The sequence below is a fragment of the Pseudomonas pharyngis genome, assembly GCF_021602345.1.
Taxonomy (GTDB): domain Bacteria; phylum Pseudomonadota; class Gammaproteobacteria; order Pseudomonadales; family Pseudomonadaceae; genus Aquipseudomonas; species Aquipseudomonas pharyngis.
The window spans coordinates 261681-281730 of sequence record NZ_BQID01000007.1; the positions used below are offsets into that span (position 1 = coordinate 261681).

Sequence of the window (20050 nt, forward strand, 5' to 3'; positions counted from 1 at the left end):
TCAGCGCATTTACTGCCAGACCCACGGCCCCTACCGTCGGGTTCTGACCAGTGACTGCGTGGGCTTTCGGTTTTTGCTGTTCGTTTCGGTTTGAGCTCAATGCAGCTACAACGTCCCTGGACGGGATCGCGGCGCATTGAAAAACACTAAAAAAGAGGGAGCGTCATGCGCCATACCTTGGTTTTTTCCGCATTGCTGGGCGCCGGCCTGTTGGCCGCCACGTCCGCCAGTCATGCCGCCAGCGACAGCCTGGTGTTTTGCTCCGAAGGCAGTCCGGCCGGTTTCGATACCGCGCAGTACACAACGGCGACCGATAACGACGCCGCCGAACCGCTGTACAACCGACTGGCCGAGTTCGAAAAAGGCGCGACCGGTGTAGTACCGGGCCTCGCAACCAGCTGGGATATTTCCGAGGACGGCCTCAAGTACACCTTTCACCTGCGTGAAGGGGTGAAATTTCATACAACGCCGTACTTCAAACCTACACGCGATTTCAACGCCGACGACGTGCTGTTCACGTTTAACCGCATGCTCGATCCGCAACAGCCTTTCCGTAAGGCTTATCCGACCGAGTTCCCGTATTTCAACGGGATGAGCCTCAACAAGAACATCGCCAAGGTCGAGAAGACCGGGCCACTGACCGTGCAGTTCACGCTCAACAGCGTCGACGCCGCGTTCATCCAGAATATCGCCATGAGCTTCGCCGCCATCCTGTCCGCCGAGTACGCCGACAAACTGCTGGCCGAAGGCAAGCCGAGCGACATCAACCAGAAGCCAATCGGCACTGGCCCGTTCGTGTTCAAGAGCTACCAGAAAGACTCGAACATTCGCTACACCGGCAACCCGCACTACTGGGATCCGAGCCGGGTGAAGCTGAAGAACCTGATTTTCGCGATCAATACCGACGCCTCGGTACGTGTGCAAAAGCTCAAGGCCGGCGAATGCCAGGTCACCCTGCACCCGCGTCCGGCCGATGTGCCGGCACTGAAGAACGACCCGAAACTGCAATTGATCGAGAAGCCGGGCTTCAACCTCGGCTATATCGCCTACAACGTGCGCCACAAGCCGTTCGACCAGCTCGAAGTGCGTCAGGCGCTGGACATGGCGGTGAATAAACAGGGCATTCTCAACGCTGTTTATCAAGGCGCCGGTCAACTGGCCGTCAACGCCATGCCGCCGACCCAGTGGTCCTACGACGACACGATCAAGGACGCCGCCTATAACCCGGAGAAAGCCAAAGAGCTGCTCAAGGCTGCCGGCGTCAAGGAAGGCACCGAGATCACCCTGTGGGCGATGCCGGTACAACGTCCATACAACCCGAACGCCAAACTGATGGCTGAGATGCTCCAGGCGGACTGGGCCAAGATCGGTCTGAAAGTGAAGATCGTCAGCTACGAATGGGGCGAGTACATCAAGCGCACCAAGAATGGCGAGCACGACGTGAGCCTGATCGGCTGGACCGGTGACAACGGGGATCCGGACAACTGGCTCGGCACGCTCTACAGCTGCGATGCCATCGGCGGCAACAACTACTCCATGTGGTGCGATCCGGCTTACGACAAGCTGATCAAACAGGCCAAGGTCGTCACCGACCGTGACCAGCGCACCGTGCTCTACAAACAGGCCCAGCAACTGCTCAAGCAGCAAGTGCCGATCACGCCTGTCGCCCACTCGACGGTCAACCAGCCGCTGAGCGCCAAAGTCGAAGGGTTCAAGGTGAGCCCGTTCGGTCGCAACGTGTTTTCGGGTGTCAGCATCGATTAAACAAACAACCGATTAGCCGCAATGCTGAGGGGGCCGTCTACCTCCTCACGCAAGCGCTTTGCCGAAATTCGCCAATCAGGCCTTTTGCAAACGTTTGCGATGTGTGAATGAGTTCTAAACCAATAACCGGCCAACCCAAAAAAGCCGGCATAAAAAGAAAGTAAAGGAGCTTCACCCATGAAACTGAGCAATACCGCGATACTGGCCTTGGCCATCAGCAGCATCACCGCCACGGCTTATGCGGAAACCCAAAGCCAGGCGTTCACCCCGGTGACCGTCAACGAGAAGAGCGCCCAGGCTGAAGCCACCGGCTTTCTCGAAGGCTCCACAATCAGCGGCACGACCCGAAACTGGTACGCCAACGAACAACTGAAACGCGGCGGCAAGTTCACCTATCGCAAGGATGGTGTGGCCACCCCGACCGACCGCCGTATCAACTGGGTGCAAGGCACTATCGTCAAGTACAACTCGGGCTTCACCGAAGGCACCGTCGGTTTCAGCACCGAAGTGGCGGCGTACAACGCCATCGCGCTGGAGCGTGACCGCGAGAACCTGGCGGCCAACAACGGCGGCGCACCGGGAACCCGTCCAGGCGCGGGCAACAACCGTACCCTGACCCGTGAAGGCGGCGAAGCCCAGGGCCAGTGGAGCAAAGTCGGCCTGGCCAACGTCAAGGCGCGGATCTCCAACACCACCCTGACCGCCGGTCGCATGAACTTCAGCAGCCCGCAGGTCGATGTGATCGGCAACCGTCCACTGCCATCGAGCTTCGAAGGTCTCGCGATCCACAGCGAAGAACTGAACAACCTGTCCTTCGACCTGGCTTCGTTCGACCGCGTGTCGCCGCGTACCGAAGAAAGCCTGAGCAAATTCCGCTCCGAATACGGCGCGATCGATGCCGAAGCCGACCACGTTCACACCGGCGGTATCTCGTACCAGCCGTTCGCCAGCCTGACCACCAGCCTGTGGGGCACCCAGGCCGAAGACCTGTGGAACCAGTACTACTTCGGCGCCACTCACGTGCTGGGTGACAGCTCGGTTCTGGCCCTGACCACCGGTCTGAACTACTACAAGACCGTGGACGAAGGTAAGAAGAAACTCGGTGAAATCGACAACGACACCTACTCCCTGTCGTTCGGTCTGACCCACCAGGCGCATACCCTGACCTTCTCCTACCAGGAAGTGAACGGTAACGAGTACTTCGACTACCTGCACGAAACAAACGGCATCTACCTGGCCAACTCCCTGCTGTCGGACTTCAACGGCCCGAACGAGAAATCCTTCCAGGTGGCCTACGGTCTGAACATGGCCGAATACGGCGTGCCAGGCCTGAAGTTCAACATCTACCAGGCCCGCGGCTGGGGCATCGACGGCACTCACTACAAGGGTGGCGGCTACGATGGCGTGCAGTCGATGGACGGCGAGCATCACTATGAATATGGCATCGGTGCCGCTTATGCGGTACAGAGCGGTCCTCTGAAAGCCACCACCGTTCGCGCGACCTACACCGCGCACCGTGCGAGCGAAAACCAGGCTGACGGCAGCATCAACGAGTTCCGTCTGGTGACCACCGTTCCATTCAACATCCTGTAAAACCGCCAGCCGACGGCTGACTCAGTGACGAGTCGGCCGTTCGGCTTTTTGTCTTCAACCGATTGCAGAGGGTTCTTGATGAAAATGCTTCCCCTACGTGCGGCCATCGCGGCTGCGTTGCTGAGTGTCGCTGTCGGCGTCTCGGCCAAACCCTTGGTGGTCTGCACCGAAGCCAGTCCGGAAGGCTTCGATATGGTCCAGTACACGACTGCAGTCACTGCCGACGCGGTGGCCGAAACCATCTTCAACCGTCTGGCGGACTTTAAGCCCGGTACCACCGAAGTGATTCCGGCGCTGGCCGAGTCGTGGGACATCAGCGAAGACGGCCTGACCTACACGTTCCACCTGCACAAAGGCGTCAAGTTTCACACCACCGAATATTTCAAGCCGACCCGCGACATGAACGCCGACGACGTGGTCTGGAGTTTCCAGCGTCAGCTGGACCCGAATCACCCGTGGCACAAGCTGTCGAGCGTGGGCTTCCCGTACTTTGAAAGCATGGGCTTCAAGGAACTGCTCAAAAGCGTCGAGAAAGTCGACGACAACACCGTCAAGTTCACCCTGACCCGCCGCGAAGCGCCGTTCCTGGCCGACATCGCCATGGCGTTCTCCTCGATCTACCCGGCCGAATACGCCGACCAGTTGCTCAAGGCCAACAAGACCGGCGATCTGAACAACAAACCGGTCGGCACCGGGCCGTTCATCTTCCAGCGCTATAACAAGGACGCCCAGGTACGCTTCAAGGCCAACCCGGACTATTTCCGTGGCAAGCCGCCGGCTGACGCGCTGATCCTGGCGATCGCCACCGACAACAACGTGCGCTTGCAGAAACTCAAGGCCAACGAGTGCCAGATCGCGCTGTACCCGAAACCGGATGACATCCCGAGCATCAAGAAAGACAGCAACCTGAAAGTCGATGAAATGGACGCGATGACCGTCTCGTACATCGCCATGAACACCCAGCACAAGTACATCAGCGACGTGCGGGTGCGCAAAGCGATCGACATCGCCTTCGACAAGGAAGCCTACGTCAACGCCCTGTTCGGCAAAGGCAACGCCAGCGTGGCGGTCAACCCGTACCCGCCGACCCTGCTGGGCTACAACCACGAGCTGAAAAACCCGCCACGTGACCTCGACAAGGCTCGTGCCCTGCTCAAGGAAGCCGGTGTACCGGAAGGCACCACGTTCACCCTGTTCACCCGCAACGGTGGCGGCCCGACCAACCCGAACCCGATGCTCGGCGCGCAGATGATGCAGGCCGACCTGGCGAAAGTCGGGATCAAGATCGACATCCGCGTGATGGAATGGGGCGAGATGCTCAAACGCGCCAAGGCCGGCGAGCACGACATGGTCTCGGCCGGATGGGCGGGCGACAACGGCGACCCGGATAACTTCCTGACGCCTATGCTCAGTTGCGAAGCCGCCAAGAACGGCGAAAACTACGCGCGCTGGTGCAACGAGAAATTCCAGGCCCTGCTCGACGAAGCACGGGCTAAAGTAGATCCGGCCGAACGCGCCAGGCTGTATGAACAGGCTCAAGTGCTGTTCAATCAGGACCAACCGTGGATCAGCATGGCCCACACCCGCATGTTCACCGCAATGCGCAACAACGTAGAGGGTTATCACATCAGCCCTCTGACAACCAATAACTTCGCCACCACCCAGGTGAAGTAGATAAGAAAACTCCCGGTTTCCCTGACCCCAGGGAAACCGGGCACGCCTAACCGGCTGATGAGGTACCACACACGATGTTTAGTTTTATTGCCCGCCGACTGGGGTTATTGATCCCCACGTTTTTCGGCATCACCTTGCTGACTTTCGCGTTGATTCGCATGATTCCCGGCGACCCCGTGGAAGTGATGATGGGCGAACGTCGGGTCGACCCCGAAATGCACGCTCAGGCAATGGAACGCCTCGGTCTGAACAAACCGCTGTACGCCCAGTACCTGGACTACATCGGCAAACTGGCCCACGGCGACCTCGGCGAATCCCTGCGCACCCGTGAGAGCGTATGGACCGAGTTCACCTCCCTCTTCCCGGCGACCCTGGAACTGTCCATGGCCGCCCTGCTGTTCGCTGGCATCCTGGGCCTGTTGGCCGGGGTGATCGCGGCTCTCAAGCGAGGATCCCTGTTCGACCACGGGGTGATGGGCATCTCCCTCGCGGGTTACTCGATGCCGATCTTCTGGTGGGGCCTGATCCTCATCATGTTCTTCTCGGTGAGCCTGGGCTGGACCCCGGTGTCCGGGCGGATCGACCTGCTCTACGACATCGAGCCGCGCACCGGCTTCATGCTGATTGACACCCTGCTGGCCGATGACATGGGCGCGTTCCTCGATGCCCTGCACCACCTGATCCTGCCGGCCATCGTGCTGGGCACCATTCCGCTGGCGGTGATCGCGCGGATGACCCGTTCGTCGATGCTCGAAGTGCTGCGTGAAGACTACATCCGTACCGCCAGGGCCAAAGGCCTGTCGCCGTCGCGCGTGGTGTTCGTCCACGGCCTGCGCAACGCGCTGATTCCGGTGCTGACCGTGGTCGGCCTGCAGGTCGGCACTCTGCTGGCCGGTGCGGTCCTGACCGAAACCATCTTCTCCTGGCCCGGCATCGGTAAATGGCTGATCGAAGCCATCGGCGCCCGGGACTACCCGGTTGTGCAAAACGGCATCCTGTTAATCGCCTGCCTGGTGATTCTGGTCAACTTCGTGGTGGACATCCTCTACGGCTTTGCCAACCCACGCATCCGTCATCAGCGCTGAGGTCAATACCCATGAGCACTCCAACTTCCTCAGTAGTCACCGCCGCCACCGCCGTGGATCAAAGTCTGCTGTACCCGTCACCGTACAAAGAGTTCTGGCAGGCTTTCGCCAAGAACAAGGGCGCCGTCGCCGGCCTGCTGTTCATGCTGCTGGTGATTTTCTGCGCGATCTTCGCGCCGTGGGTCGCCCCGCATAACCCGAGCGAGCAATACCGTGACTTCCTGCTGACGCCGCCGGCGTGGCTCGAAGGCGGTCAGATGCAATTCCTGCTCGGCACCGATGAACTGGGTCGCGACCTGCTGTCGCGTCTGATCCAGGGTTCGCGCCTGTCGCTGCTGATCGGTCTGTCGTCGGTGGTGATGTCGCTGATCCCGGGGATCCTGCTGGGTCTGTTCGCCGGTTTCTTCCCGAAAGTGGTCGGCCCGACCATCATGCGTCTGATGGACATCATGCTGGCCCTGCCGTCGCTGCTGCTGGCCGTGGCCATCGTCGCCATCCTCGGCCCTGGCCTGATCAACACCGTGATCGCGATTGCCGTGGTGTCCTTGCCGTCCTACGTGCGTCTGACCCGTGCCGCCGTGATGGGTGAGCTGAACCGCGACTACGTGACCGCCGCGCGCCTGGCCGGTGCCGGTCTGCCACGCCTGATGTTCATCACCGTGCTGCCGAACTGCATGGCACCGCTGATCGTTCAGGCGACCCTGAGCTTCTCCTCGGCGATCCTCGATGCCGCCGCCCTGGGCTTCCTCGGCCTCGGCGTCCAGCCGCCAACCCCTGAGTGGGGCACCATGCTGGCTTCGGCCCGCGACTACATCGAACGCGCCTGGTGGGTGGTGAGTCTGCCTGGTTTGACCATTTTGCTCAGCGTGCTGGCAATCAACTTGATGGGCGACGGCCTGCGCGATGCGCTGGACCCGAAACTCAAGAACGCCGCCTGAGGAGATTCCCATGTCACTGTTAGAAATCAAGAATCTCAACGTTCGCTTCGGCGACAAGAACGCCACCCCGGTCGTCGACGGCCTCGACCTGAAAGTCGACAAGGGCGAAGTCCTGGCGATCGTGGGCGAGTCGGGTTCCGGCAAGTCCGTGACCATGATGGCGCTGATGGGCCTGATCGAGCACCCGGGGATCGTCACCGCCGATTCGCTGAGCTTCGACGGCAAGAACATGCTCAAGCTGAACAACCGCCAGCGTCGGCAGATCGTCGGCAAAGACCTGGCGATGGTGTTCCAGGACCCGATGACCGCGCTGAACCCGAGCTACACCGTCGGTTTCCAGATCGAAGAAGTGCTGCGCCTGCACCTGAAAATGTCCGGCAAGCAAGCGCGCAAGCGTGCGATCGAACTGCTGGAAAAAGTCGAAATCCCGGGTGCCGCCAGCCGTATGGATGCCTACCCGCATCAACTGTCCGGCGGCATGAGCCAGCGTGTGGCAATTGCCATGGCGATTGCCGGCGAGCCGAAACTGCTGATCGCCGACGAGCCGACCACCGCACTCGACGTAACGATTCAGGCGCAGATCATGGACCTGCTGCTGGCGTTGCAGAAAGAGCAGAACATGGGCCTGGTGCTGATCACCCACGACCTCGCCGTGGTGGCCGAAACCGCTCAGCGCGTGTGCGTGATGTACGCCGGCCAGGCCGTTGAAGTCGGGCAGGTGCCGCAACTGTTCGACATCCCGGCCCACCCGTACAGCGAAGCGCTGCTCAAGGCGATTCCGGAACACAGCCAGGGTGCCGAGCGTCTCGCGACGCTGCCGGGCATCGTTCCCGGCCGTTACGACCGCCCGCAAGGCTGCCTGCTGTCGCCGCGCTGCCCGTACGTGCAGGACAGCTGCCGCGCGCAGCGTCCGACCCTTGACCCGAAAAGCCACAGCCTCGCCCGCTGCTTCTATCCGCTGAACCAGGAGGTGGCGTAATGGCCGTCGTACTTACCGCCCGCGACCTGACCCGTCACTACGAAGTCTCCCGTGGCCTGTTCAAGGGCCACGCCACCGTGCGCGCCCTCAACGGCGTGTCGTTCGAGCTGGAAGCGGGCAAGACCCTCGCCGTCGTCGGTGAATCGGGCTGCGGCAAATCCACACTCGCCCGCGCCCTGACCCTGATCGAGGAGCCGTCATCCGGCTCCCTGAAAATCGCCGGGCAAGAAGTGGCCGGCGCCGACAAGGCTCAGCGCAAGCAACTGCGCAAAGACGTGCAGATGGTGTTCCAGAGCCCGTACGCATCGTTGAACCCACGGCAGAAAATCGGTGATCAGCTGGCCGAGCCGCTGCTGATCAACACCAACCTGTCGGCCGCCGAACGTCGCGAGAAAGTCCAGGCGATGATGAAGCAGGTCGGCTTGCGTCCCGAGCACTACCAGCGTTATCCGCACATGTTCTCCGGCGGTCAGCGTCAGCGTATCGCGCTGGCCCGCGCCATGATGCTGCAACCGAAAGTGCTGGTGGCGGACGAACCGACCTCGGCGCTGGACGTGTCGATCCAGGCGCAGGTGCTGAACCTGTTCATGGACATGCAGCAGGAGTTCAACACCGGCTACGTGTTCATCTCGCACAACCTGGCGGTGGTGCAGCACGTGGCCGATGACGTGATGGTGATGTACCTCGGTCGCCCGGTGGAAATCGGTCCGAAGCACGACATCTATGCCCGCCCTCTGCACCCGTACACCCAGGCGCTGTTGTCGGCGACCCCAACCATCCATCCGGATCCGGACAAGCCGAAAATCAAGATCGTCGGCGAGTTGCCCAACCCGCTGAACCCGCCGCCTGGCTGCGCGTTCCACAAGCGCTGCCCATACGCCACCGCGCGTTGCAGCAGCGAAGAGCCGGCCCTGCGCCAGCTCGACACGCGTCAGGTCGCGTGCCACTACGCCGAGCAGTTCCTCGACGGCGCGGCCTGAAAAAACCCGCCCCGTTTCCCGGGGCGGGTTGTTGATGAGTTGACCAAACCCCTTCTGCCTCGATTGCGCATCAGTCGAGAAAGAAGGGGTTTTCTTTTGTCCGGAATCTACGTCTGGCTGTCGCCCTCATCCGGATCATCGGAGTCCGGCTCGTCGGTGGTCGAGTCGTCATCGTCGGCGCTGCCACCCTGGCCCTGATCGCCCGGCTCGGACTCGGACTTGGCCAGCATCAGCGCGCTGTGCCCCACCTGACCGCTGGAGGCCTGGGTCTCGTGATCCTCGCACTCGGCCCAGGCCGTCGCGGTGCCGAGGGACAGCATCACCATCACTTTCAACAGCAGCAAAACCCGTAGCAACCTGTTTTTCATAGCCGAGTCCATCCTGTTCCAGGTGAGAAATTCATGCTGACCTGACGCTGATTGAAATCTAGTTCCGATCCGCCGGGTTCACCAGATAGGACGCTGACCCATGCCCGGAAATGCCATGCGTGGACAGACCGCTTTCGAATAACGCTCATAACCGGATCGGCTAAGCGTCTGCACCTTGCTTGGCTCGAATGCGCGTTGCCTGATAAATCAGCGGCACTGACAGCAAGGCCAGCACGGCACTCGCCAGCCAGACACTGTGACCGCCGAACTGGCCATAGAGCTGCCCACCCAGCACCGGCGACAGCAGCGAACTCGCACTCCAGGCCATGAAAAACAGACCAAAATAGCGACCGCTTTTTCCGGTTTGCGCATGCTGCATCACCAGCACGTTCAACGGTGGCATGAACAACGCCTCCCCCAGCGTCCAGATCACGGTCGAGAGGCAGGCATAAAACAACCCGGAACCCAGCGGCAACATGCCGAGTCCGACCGCCAGCAGCACACAACCGGCGATCAATGGCCGACGCGCGCCCCAGCGCTCCCCCCAGTGCGACATGGGAATCTGCAGCGCCACCACCAGAATCGCATTGATCGCGAACTGCCAGCCGATGGCCTCGGTGCTCAAACGGTAATAGTCGCGAAGATAGTTGCCCAAGGTGCTGTAGACCGTGTCGAACGCCATGCCAAGAAGGACGGTCGCCGCCAGCAGCCAGAGGAAGGGTTTGTCGCGATAGGGAAGGCCCGAACTCGATTGCGCCTGTGGCGCCTCGTCAGCGATCAGCACCGGCCGGCGCCAGGTCGTGCGGACAAACCAGAGCAACGCCAGCAGCGTGAGCCCGGCGCTGATGAAAAACACCCAGCGAAAATCCACCTGTGCCAGAACACCGCCCGCCACACCGGCAGCGGCCATCCCGAGGTTCCGGGCAATGCGACTCAAGGCCTGCGCCCGTGGGCGCTGCGCAACCTCGCAATACTCCATGATCAGTCGCTGATGCAGGGTGCGGATCGCCCCATCGAGAGTGCCGCTGAGCAACAGCAACCCGGCCAGGAATGGCACTTGCGTGACCAGCCCCAGCAAGACCAGAACCCAAGCAGAGACAAAGAACAGCGCCGCCGTCAGTCGCGCCGTGCGGACGTGGTCACTGAGCCATCCGCCGAGCATCGAGCCGATCAGCAGACCACCGCCATACGCCGACAGCAGCCAGCCGACCGTTTCGATCGCCAGCCCCAACTCTTGCCGCAAGTACAACGCCATGAACAGCTTGACCATGCTGCTCAGGCGATTGATGAAAAGCAGCGCCGCCAGCACCCAGGCCATCAGGCTGAAATAGCCGTTGGGCCGAAGCAGATGAGCGAGCCTCCCTGTCATTCGATTGCTCCCTTGGTGATCGGACCAGACGCCTGCGCCCGACTTGAATGAGTTCGCATACTTGATCAACACGCAAAAAAAAGCCCACTGTTTTATCAGTGGGCTTTCGGGTGTCGCCAATCAGCGCTTAGTGGTGTTCGCGCGTCGCACGGAATTTCACGTCCGGCCAGCGCTCTTCCATCAGGGCCAGGTTGACCCGCGTCGGCGCGAGGTAGGTCAGGTGACCGCCGCCGTCCAGTGCCAGGTTTTCCACCGCCTTGTTGGAGAATTCCTCGAGCTTCTTCTTGTCGCTGCATTCGATCCAGCGCGCGGAGTACACGGTGATCGGCTCGTAGGAGCACTCGACCTTGTATTCCTCTTTCAGGCGGCTGGCGACCACATCGAACTGCAGCACACCGACGGCGCCGAGGATGATGTCGTTGCTGCGCTCCGGGAAGAACACCTGGGTCGCGCCTTCTTCGGCCAGCTGCTGCAGGCCCTGGCGCAGTTGCTTGGATTTCAGCGGGTCGCGCAGGCGTACGCGACGGAACAGTTCCGGGGCGAAGTGCGGGATACCGGTGAAGCCCAGGGTTTCGCCTTCGCTGAAGGTGTCGCCGATCTGGATCGTGCCGTGGTTGTGCAGACCGATGATGTCGCCGGCATACGCTTCTTCCAGCTGTTCACGCTCGGAGGAGAAGAACGTCAGGGCGTCGCCGATGCGCACGTCCTTGCCGGTACGCACGTGGCGCATCTTCATGCCTTTCTCGTACTTGCCGGAGCAGATACGCATGAAGGCGATTCGGTCGCGGTGTTTCGGGTCCATGTTCGCCTGGATCTTGAAGATGAAGCCCGAGAACTTCTCTTCCACCGGCTCCACGGTGCGCTCATTGGCCACGCGCGGCAGCGGACGTGGGGCCCAGTCGACCACAGCGTCGAGCACATGGTCGACCCCGAAGTTGCCCAATGCAGTACCGAAGAACACCGGGGTCAGTTGACCGTCGAGGAACTCCTGCTGGTTGAACTCGTGGCAGGCGCCCTGCACCAGTTCCAGCTGTTCGAGGAAACGCTCGTACTCGTCGCCCAGATGCGCGCGTGCTTCGTCGGAATCGAGCTTCTCGATGATCTTGGTTTCGGTGCGTTCGTGACCGTGACCGGCGGTGTAGACAATGATGTAGTCGTCGGCCAGGTGGTACACGCCTTTGAAGTCGCGGTAGCAACCGATCGGCCAGGTGATCGGCGCGGCCTTGATCTTCAGGACGGCTTCGATTTCGTCGAGCAGTTCGATCGGGTCGCGGATGTCACGGTCGAGTTTGTTGATGAAGCTGACGATCGGCGTGTCACGCAGACGGCAGACGTCCATCAGCGCGATGGTACGTGGCTCTACACCTTTACCGCCGTCGAGAACCATCAATGCCGAGTCCACCGCAGTCAGGGTGCGGTAGGTGTCTTCGGAGAAGTCTTCGTGGCCCGGGGTGTCGAGCAGGTTGATCATGTGTTCGCGATACGGGAACTGCATGACCGACGTGGTGATCGAGATGCCCCGCTGCTTTTCCATCTCCATCCAGTCGGATGTCGCGTGGCGGTCGGATTTACGGGATTTCACCGTACCGGCCACGGCAATCGCCTTGCCCATCAGCAAGAGCTTTTCGGTGATGGTGGTTTTACCGGCATCGGGGTGGGAAATAATGGCGAAAGTGCGGCGTTTCGCGACTTCGGCGGCCTGTCTGGTCATGGGAAATCGCCTGGCGGTGATTCAAAAAAGGGCGGCGATTATAGCCCAACTCGATTCAATAACCGAACCGTTGAGCATATTAAGGGTGGCCAAATGCTGCCTCGGATGGGAACCTTTTAAAGCACGGAGACGTCCATCCCCTGTTACGACAATTCGTCAGGGGCTGAAAAATCAGCAAGTTAGCCTGACGAGGCTGCGCTCATGGCTCGCTTTCAGACCGCTTTTGCCGGGCTGAAAAAAAGCTGCTTCTCGCGAACGACTCTCCCGGCAGCCAAGGCTTGGCAGGTGGCCGGGGTGGTCAATTTTGTTGGCTCAAATTTGGATGCCAGCAGTTCATAGCCAAGGCGCTGTGACGAGTCATAGCTCGCTATGGCGAGGAACAGCAACGCAGGATATGAACTTCTGGCGCCGAAGTTGGGCTAACAAAATTGACCACCCCGGCCACTGAACACGGGACTGCGTTCGCCGACTAAAAAAAGGAGTCCGCCTGTGGCTATCCGCTATGGCAAAGGGCTGATGGGAGGTGCGGTGGTGATCGCGCTCCTGGCCCTGCTGGTCCACTGGATCGGCATCAACACGATCGAACACTACCGCGACGATTTGTTGTTTTACCTGCAAGCTCATCTGATTCTCGTCCTCGCCTCAATGCTGGCCGCCCTTGTCGTGGGCCTCCCCGCCGGTATCTTCCTGAGCCGCCCGACCATGGTCGGCCGCGCTGAACGCTTCATGCAGATCTTCAACATCGGCAACACCGTGCCGCCGCTGGCCGTGCTGGCGATTGCCCTGGGGATTCTCGGCATCGGCAGCGGTCCGGCGATCTTCGCCCTGTTCCTCGCCTCGCTGTTGCCGATTGTGCGCAACACCTATGAAGGCCTGAAAAACGTCCAGGGCTCGCTGAAAGAGGCCGCTGTCGGCATCGGCATGACCCCGCGCCAGGTGCTGTGGAAAGTCGAGTTGCCCAACGCCGTGCCGATCATCGTCGGCGGTGTGCGGGTGGCGCTGGCGATCAATGTCGGTACCGCGCCGCTGGCCTTCCTGATCGGCGCCAACAGCCTCGGCAGCCTGATCTTCCCCGGCATCGCCCTGAACAATCAGCCGCAACTGCTGCTCGGCGCCGCGTGCACTGCGCTGCTGGCCCTGCTGCTCGATGGCGTGGTCACCCTCGCCAGCCGTCTCTGGCTCGAACGCGGTTTGCGCCCGTCTTGAGGCTTTGCGAAGGAATATTTATGAAAAGACTTAGTTTGATTCTGGGCTGCGTGCTGCTCTTCGCAGGGATCGCCCAAGCCGCCGACAAACCGGTGATTCGCCTCGGCGCCCGAGTATTTACCGAGCAGACCCTGCTCGCGGAAATCACCGCGCAATACCTGCGCAGCAAAGGCTACGACGCGCAGATCACCGGTGGCCTGGGCAGTAACCTGGCCCGCAGCGCCCACGAAACCGGACAACTGGACATGCTCTGGGAGTACACCGGCGTGTCGCTGGTGGCCTACAACCATGTCACCGAGAAACTCGACAGCGCACAGTCCTACGCCCGGGTGAAAGAACTCGACGCGAAAAAAGGCCTGGTCTGGCTGACACCGTCGAAATTCAGCAACACCTACGCCCTCGCCCTGCCGAAGACCGTGGCCGAGGAATATCCGCAGATCCACACCATCAGCCAGTTGAACGAAGTGCTGCGCGCTGAAGCCAAAACTAATCATCTGGTGGCGCTGGACACCGAGTTCGCCAACCGCTCCGACGGTCTGGACGGCATGGTCAAGCTCTACGACATGAACCTGACCCGCAAGAACATCCGGCAGATGGACGCGGGGCTGGTCTACACCGCGCTGCGTAACGGTCAGGTGTTTGCCGGTCTGGTCTACACCACCGACGGTCGCCTCAACGCCTTCGGCCTGAAGCTTTTGGAAGACGACAAGCATTACTTCCCGGACTACACCGCCGCACCGGTCGTGCGTCAGGCCTACCTCGACGCACACCCGCAACTGGCGGAGCAACTCAAGCCGCTGGCCGAGCTGTTCGACGACGAAACCATGCGCCAGCTCAACGCGCGGGTCGATGTCGATCACGAGAGCCCGTCGAAAGTCGCTGCCGACTTCCTGCGCCAGCATCCACTGAACTAAAGGAGGAAAAGCCATGGAATTCCTGAACGCCTTTTCCCACCTCGACTGGCAGCAGGTGATGCACCTGACCTGGCAGCACATCACCCTGGTCGGCATTGCCGTCAGCCTGGCAATCCTCATCGGCGTGCCGCTGGGCATCCTGATGACGCGTTTCCCAAGCCTCGCCGGCCCCTTGCAGGCCAGCGCCACGGTGCTGCTGACCGTGCCGTCGATTGCCCTGTTCGGCCTGCTGCTGCCGTTCTACTCGAAATTCGGCCAGGGCCTCGGCCCCATGCCGGCGATCACCGCCGTGTTCCTTTATTCACTGCTGCCGATCATGCGCAACACCTACCTCGCCCTGACCGGCGTCGAGCCGGGCATTCGCGAAGCCGCGCGCGGCATCGGCATGACCTTCGGCCAGCGCCTGCGCATGGTCGAGTTGCCGATCGCCGTGCCGGTGATCCTCGCCGGCGTACGCACCGCCGTGGTGATGAACATCGGCGTGATGACCATCGCCGCGACTATCGGCGCCGGCGGCCTCGGTGTACTGATCCTCGCTTCCATCAGCCGCAGTGACATGTCGATGCTCATCGTCGGCGCGCTGCTGGTCAGTCTTCTGGCGATCTTCGCCGACCTCATTTTGCAGTGGCTGCAACGTTCGCTGACTCCAAAAGGACTCCTCAAATGATCGAACTTCAAAACCTCAGCAAGACCTTCCAAAGCAACGGCAAAGATGTGAAAGCCGTGGACTCGGTAAGCCTGACCGTCAATGAAGGCGAAATCTGTGTGTTCCTCGGGCCATCGGGCTGCGGCAAAAGCACCACGCTGAAAATGATCAACCGCCTGATCAAACCGACCTCGGGCAAGATCCTGATCAACGGCGAAGACACCACCGACCTCGACGAGGTGACGTTGCGCCGCAACATCGGCTACGTGATCCAGCAGATCGGTCTGTTCCCGAACATGACCATCGAAGAGAACATCGTCGTCGTGCCAAAACTGCTGGGCTGGGACAAACAGAAATGCCATGACCGCGCCCGCGAACTGATGAGCATGATCAAGCTTGAGCCCAAGCAGTATCTGCATCGTTACCCGCGTGAGCTGTCCGGCGGCCAGCAGCAACGGATCGGCGTGATCCGTGCGCTGGCGGCGGATGCACCGCTGCTGCTGATGGACGAACCGTTCGGCGCGGTCGACCCGATCAACCGCGAGATGATCCAGAACGAGTTCTTCGAGATGCAACGCGCACTGAACAAGACCGTGATCATGGTCAGCCATGACATCGACGAAGCGATCAAGCTCGGCGACAAGATCGCGATCTTCCGCGCCGGCAAGCTGTTGCAGATCGACCATCCGGACACCCTGCTCGCCCACCCGGCGGATGATTTCGTCAGCAACTTCGTCGGTCAGGACAGCACCCTCAAACGTCTGCTGCTGGTGAAAGCCGAAGACGCGGCGGACAACGCGCCGTCGGTGAGCCCGGAAACCCCGGTGGCCGATGCGCTGGAGTTGATGGACGAACATGACCGTCGCTATGTCGTCGTCACTGACGCTGAGAACAAGGCACTGGGGTATGTGCGCCGTCGTGACCTGCATCGTCAGACCGGCACCTGTGCGCAGTTCCTGCGCGAGTTCAACGCCACGGCTGCCTACGACGAGCATTTGCGCATCCTGTTGTCGCGCATGTACGAGTTCAATCGCTCATGGCTGCCGGTGATGGATGCCGAGCGTGTGTTCCTCGGCGAAGTTACGCAAGAGTCGATTGCGGCGTACCTGAGTTCCGGTCGATCGCGCGGAATGAAGACCAATATTGTGTCGCCAGCCGAGGCGGTGGCCTGATCAAACGCAAAAGGGCTGTTCGACAGCCCTTTTTTTCGACCACCGGAACCTGAGAGCCGTGATTTTTTGCCGACGATTAGCCGGCAAGAAATATCAACACGCCAGAGGGCTCAACCCGGCCGACGATGTCAGCGTTAACCCGCAACTTCCCCCTCACCTCCCCTTCTCGCCGCCAACGTCGCCGATGTTGAAGTGATCGTACTTATCTGAGACTTGGCACACATCACCGTCGAACGTGCAGGTATTTTTAACACCTGAAAATTATTGCGGAACATCTGCCCGTCATCTCGGTCGGGTACAAAGAGTGATATCCGCGACGTACGTCAGAAGCGTGCAAAAACGCGACATTTTTAGTTGATCTCAGGCCCCTCACGCCCTAAAGTTCGCGCCGAACGTCCATGCTGGAAACGATCCATCCGGCTCAAGTACTGACGACGAGACAGCAAGGCCAAGGGAAAGAAAGCTTCATTTCCCATGGCCTTTTTGCTTTCGGCGACATGCCTTGGGAAGTAGGCGAACCAAAGTGGGGATACGGAGGACGTTCAGGAGGGTGTGTCATCAATGAATTCACGAGTGCGCCGGGCATGCTTTTGCGCAGGGCAAGGCGCGAGGCCCGCAGTTTGGTTGTTCCAAATAAGGGACGAGCAACGCAGCCCTGCGCAAAAGCAGGCCCGGCCCTTCGGGTTGTGCCTGAGCGCGCGCCATGCTGCGTTGCAGGCCTTGCGAAGGGAGCAACCATTAGCTGCGGCCTGCGCCTTGCCTGGCACGCGCTCAGGCACAACGCACTCGCGAATTCATTGATGACACACCCTCGCACCCATTGATTAACTTTGTTTGCCAGTAGGAGAGTTCCCAGCATGTCGATCCAGGTCGAAGACTATTTCGCGCGCGAAACCTTTCAGAAAATGAAGGCGTTCGCCGACAAACAGGAAACCCCGTTCGTAGTGATCGACACCGCGATGATCGCCCAGGCCTACGATGACCTGCGCGCCGGTTTCGAATTCGCCAAGGTCTACTACGCGGTCAAGGCCAACCCGGCCGTCGAGATCATCGACCTGCTCAAAGAGAAAGGTTCGAGCTTCGACATCGCCTCGATCTATGAGCTGGACAAAGTGCTGAGCCGTGGCGTCAGCCCGGACCAGATCAGCTACGGCAACACCATCAAGAAGTCCAAGGACATTCGCTACTTCTATGAGAAGGGCGTGCGCCTGTTCGCCACCGACTCGGAAGCCGACCTGCGCAACATCGCCAAGGCCGCACCGGGCGCCAAAGTCTATGTGCGCATCCTGACCGAAGGCTCGACCACCGCCGACTGGCCTCTGTCGCGCAAATTCGGCTGCCAGACCGACATGGCCATGGACCTGCTGATCCTTGCTCGCGACCTGGGCCTGGTGCCATACGGCATCTCCTTCCACGTCGGTTCGCAACAGCGTGACATCAGCGTCTGGGACGCCGCCATCGCCAAGGTCAAAGTGATCTTCGAGCGCCTGAAAGAAGAAGACGGCATTCACCTGAAGCTGATCAACATGGGCGGTGGCTTCCCGGCCAACTACATCACCCGCACCAACAGTCTGGAAACCTATGCCGAAGAAATCATCCGCTTCCTCAAGGAAGACTTCGGTGATGACCTGCCGGAAATCATTCTGGAGCCGGGCCGTTCGCTGATCGCCAACGCCGGCATTCTGGTCAGCGAAGTAGTGCTGGTCGCGCGTAAATCCCGCACCGCCGTCGAGCGTTGGGTGTATACCGATGTGGGCAAGTTCTCCGGCCTGATCGAAACCATGGACGAAGCGATCAAGTTCCCGATCTGGACCGAGAAGAAAGGCGAGATGGAAGAAGTCGTGATCGCCGGCCCGACCTGCGACAGCGCCGACATCATGTACGAGAACTACAAGTACGGTCTGCCGCTGAACCTGGCGATCGGTGATCGCCTGTACTGGCTGTCGACCGGTGCGTACACCACCAGTTACAGCGCGGTAGAGTTCAACGGCTTCCCGCCGCTGAAATCGTTCTACGTGTAAATATTGCTGCGGTAAGCAAAAGCCCATGACGTGTCATGGGCTTTTTTGTAGCTGCGATTCAGGTGTCCTGTAACTCGGCGCAACGGTGAGTGTAGGCCTGCGCCAGCGCCTGGATTCTCGGATCGGTTGCGCTCGCCAGCGTCTGGCTGGCCACTCGCAGAAAATTCAGGTTGCCGCCGGCCAGCGCTTTCTCCAGCCAGACCAACGCCTCATCAACGCGCCCCTCAGCCGCCAACACCGCCGCGTAGCTGAACTGCCCACGAAAATCCCCGCCTTCGGCCGAACGTCGATACCAGTCACGGGCCGCTGCCGGATTCGCCGGGCACACTTGCCCCTCTTCCAGATAACGCCCGAGCAGGTTCATCGACTTGGCATGCCCGGACTCTGCCGCGCGCTGATACAGCGCCATGGCCTGAAGATGATCGACCGCAACACCGCGCCCGGTTGCCAGCAGGTTGGCCAGGTTATACATCGCCCAATCCAGCCCGGCATCCGCTGCAACGCGATATTGCTGGGCGGCAATCGCTGCGTCGGCCACACAACCCCATCCGTGCTCATGGCAGCGACCGAGCATGTTACGCGCCATCAGATGACCTTGCCCTGCGGCGATTTCAAACCAGCGCAAGGCCAGCGGCTGATCCTGAGCAATCCCGTGACCATCGAGCAGGATCTGCCCAAGCAGCGCCTGCGCTTCCAGCACGCCCTCACCCGCCGCCAGCAGAATCGCCTGAGCCGCGCGGGCCGGACTTTCTTCGAGCATGGCCGTGAGGCGTTCGCCGTCGAGGACTTCCTTGCGGCGCAACCGAAAGTCCGCCACTTACACCTCGACCCAGCGACGCAGCAGGTTGTGATAGGTGCCGGTGAGGCGGATCAGCGAAGGGTGATCGGGCATGTCCTGGGTAAGCTGCTGGATCGCACCGTCCATCTCGAACAGCAACGCGCGTTGGCTGTCTTCGCGCACCAGGCTTTGAGTCCAGAAGAACGAGGCATAGCGCGCACCGCGAGTCACCGCGTTGACCTTGTGCAGGCTGGTGCCGGGGTACAGCACCATATCGCCAGCGGGCAGTTTTACCCGCTGGGTGCCGAAGGTGTCCTGGATTTCCAGTTCGCCGCCGTCGTAGTCCTCGGGTTCGCTGAAGAACAGCGTGGCCGACAGATCAGTGCGTACCCGTTCGATGCTGCCCTTGGGCTGACGTACGGCATTGTCGATGTGAAAATCGAAACTGCCACCCGCCGTGTAGCAGTTGAGTAACGGCGGAAATACTTTGTGCGGCAGCGCGGCAGACATGAACAACGGATTTTTCCACAGCCGTTCAAGCATCGCGGCGCCGATTTCCTTGGCCAGCGGATGGCCTTCCGGAAGCTGCAGATTGTGCTTGGCCTTGGCCGATTGATAGCCGGCGGTGATCTTGCCATCGGCCCAGTCCGCCTGTTCCAGCGCCTCGCGAATGCGCTGCACTTCGTCTTTCTCGAACAGCGCGGGAATGTGCAGGAGCATGGCGACGTCACCAGATGGCAAAAGGATGCCAATGGTATTGATTCTTATTGACTGTGTAAAACCCGCTAGACGAATGAACTGGTAAAAACCGTAAGGTTAAATTGTAAAGAATGTAAATTTGTCGCGAATAGT

The 20050-nt window shown here is 60.5% G+C and carries 17 protein-coding genes; 12 read left to right on the forward strand and 5 right to left on the reverse strand.

What is annotated here, in order from left to right; translation table 11 throughout:
* Nucleotides 1-165: 165 nt before the first annotated feature.
* The 7 genes from L6D74_RS16700 (at nt 166) to L6D74_RS16730 (ending at nt 9013) form a co-directional block, all read left to right on the forward strand.
* Nucleotides 166-1764, forward strand: coding sequence for an ABC transporter substrate-binding protein (locus L6D74_RS16700; RefSeq protein ID WP_064593357.1), 1599 nt, complete (start codon nt 166-168; stop codon nt 1762-1764).
* A gap of 177 nt (nt 1765-1941) precedes the next feature.
* Nucleotides 1942-3357, forward strand: coding sequence for an OprD family porin (locus tag L6D74_RS16705; RefSeq protein WP_064593356.1), 1416 nt, complete (start codon nt 1942-1944; stop codon nt 3355-3357).
* Nucleotides 3358-3435: 78 nt separating this feature from the next.
* The gene (locus tag L6D74_RS16710) at nt 3436-5031 is read left to right on the forward strand and encodes an ABC transporter substrate-binding protein (RefSeq protein ID WP_236189843.1); all 1596 of its coding nucleotides are present in this window, start codon (nt 3436-3438) and stop codon (nt 5029-5031) included.
* Between the two features lie 74 nt (nt 5032-5105).
* Nucleotides 5106-6116, forward strand: coding sequence for an ABC transporter permease subunit (locus L6D74_RS16715; RefSeq protein WP_047597886.1), 1011 nt, complete (start codon nt 5106-5108; stop codon nt 6114-6116).
* 11 nt (nt 6117-6127) lie between these two features.
* Complete coding sequence (locus tag L6D74_RS16720) at nt 6128-7054, forward strand: ABC transporter permease subunit (RefSeq protein ID WP_039769224.1); 927 nt, start codon at nt 6128-6130, stop codon at nt 7052-7054.
* Between the two features lie 10 nt (nt 7055-7064).
* Nucleotides 7065-8033: an ABC transporter ATP-binding protein gene (locus L6D74_RS16725; protein WP_011332433.1), complete on the forward strand. Its 969-nt coding sequence runs from the start codon at nt 7065-7067 to the stop codon at nt 8031-8033.
* On the forward strand, nt 8033-9013 hold the full coding sequence (locus L6D74_RS16730) for a peptide ABC transporter ATP-binding protein (RefSeq protein WP_007953682.1): 981 nt from the start codon (nt 8033-8035) through the stop codon (nt 9011-9013). The genes L6D74_RS16725 and L6D74_RS16730 overlap by 1 nt, the downstream gene beginning before the upstream one ends.
* A 107-nt stretch (nt 9014-9120) precedes the next feature.
* Here the strand turns inward: L6D74_RS16730 and L6D74_RS16735 are convergent, their stop codons facing one another.
* From L6D74_RS16735 to L6D74_RS16745, 3 genes are all read right to left on the reverse strand, one after another.
* Complete coding sequence (locus L6D74_RS16735) at nt 9121-9381, reverse strand: hypothetical protein (RefSeq protein ID WP_236189845.1); 261 nt, start codon at nt 9379-9381, stop codon at nt 9121-9123.
* Between the two features lie 160 nt (nt 9382-9541).
* Nucleotides 9542-10750: an MFS transporter gene (locus L6D74_RS16740; RefSeq protein WP_236189847.1), complete on the reverse strand. Its 1209-nt coding sequence runs from the start codon at nt 10748-10750 to the stop codon at nt 9542-9544.
* A 127-nt stretch (nt 10751-10877) separates the two neighbouring features.
* Nucleotides 10878-12461 carry a peptide chain release factor 3 gene (locus tag L6D74_RS16745; protein ID WP_011332431.1) on the reverse strand — a complete coding sequence of 528 codons (1584 nt, stop codon included), beginning with the start codon at nt 12459-12461 and terminating at the stop codon, nt 10878-10880.
* A gap of 516 nt (nt 12462-12977) precedes the next feature.
* Here L6D74_RS16745 and L6D74_RS16750 point away from each other — a divergent pair.
* From L6D74_RS16750 to L6D74_RS16770, 5 genes are all read left to right on the forward strand, one after another.
* Entirely contained in the window at nt 12978-13667 is a 690-nt protein-coding gene (locus L6D74_RS16750; RefSeq protein WP_172829515.1) for an ABC transporter permease, read from the forward strand.
* Nucleotides 13668-13687: 20 nt separating this feature from the next.
* Nucleotides 13688-14581, forward strand: coding sequence for a glycine betaine ABC transporter substrate-binding protein (locus L6D74_RS16755; protein ID WP_064593352.1), 894 nt, complete (start codon nt 13688-13690; stop codon nt 14579-14581).
* Between the two features lie 13 nt (nt 14582-14594).
* Entirely contained in the window at nt 14595-15248 is a 654-nt protein-coding gene (locus L6D74_RS16760) for an ABC transporter permease (protein WP_007953690.1), read from the forward strand.
* On the forward strand, nt 15245-16399 hold the full coding sequence (locus L6D74_RS16765; protein WP_039769215.1) for an osmoprotectant ABC transporter ATP-binding protein OsmV: 1155 nt from the start codon (nt 15245-15247) through the stop codon (nt 16397-16399). The genes L6D74_RS16760 and L6D74_RS16765 overlap by 4 nt, the downstream gene beginning before the upstream one ends.
* 857 nt (nt 16400-17256) lie before the next feature.
* Nucleotides 17257-18420 (forward strand): type III PLP-dependent enzyme, encoded by a 1164-nt coding sequence (locus tag L6D74_RS16770; RefSeq protein ID WP_039769212.1) that lies wholly within the window; start codon nt 17257-17259, stop codon nt 18418-18420.
* 58 nt (nt 18421-18478) lie between these two features.
* Here L6D74_RS16770 and L6D74_RS16775 read toward each other — a convergent pair whose 3' ends face one another.
* Together L6D74_RS16775 and L6D74_RS16780 are read right to left on the reverse strand one after the other, a co-directional pair.
* A complete protein-coding gene (locus tag L6D74_RS16775) occupies nt 18479-19237 on the reverse strand; it encodes a tetratricopeptide repeat protein (protein ID WP_236189848.1) in 759 nt (252 codons plus the stop codon).
* Complete coding sequence (locus tag L6D74_RS16780) at nt 19238-19918, reverse strand: Fe2+-dependent dioxygenase (protein ID WP_039769208.1); 681 nt, start codon at nt 19916-19918, stop codon at nt 19238-19240.
* Nucleotides 19919-20050 lie beyond the last annotated feature (132 nt).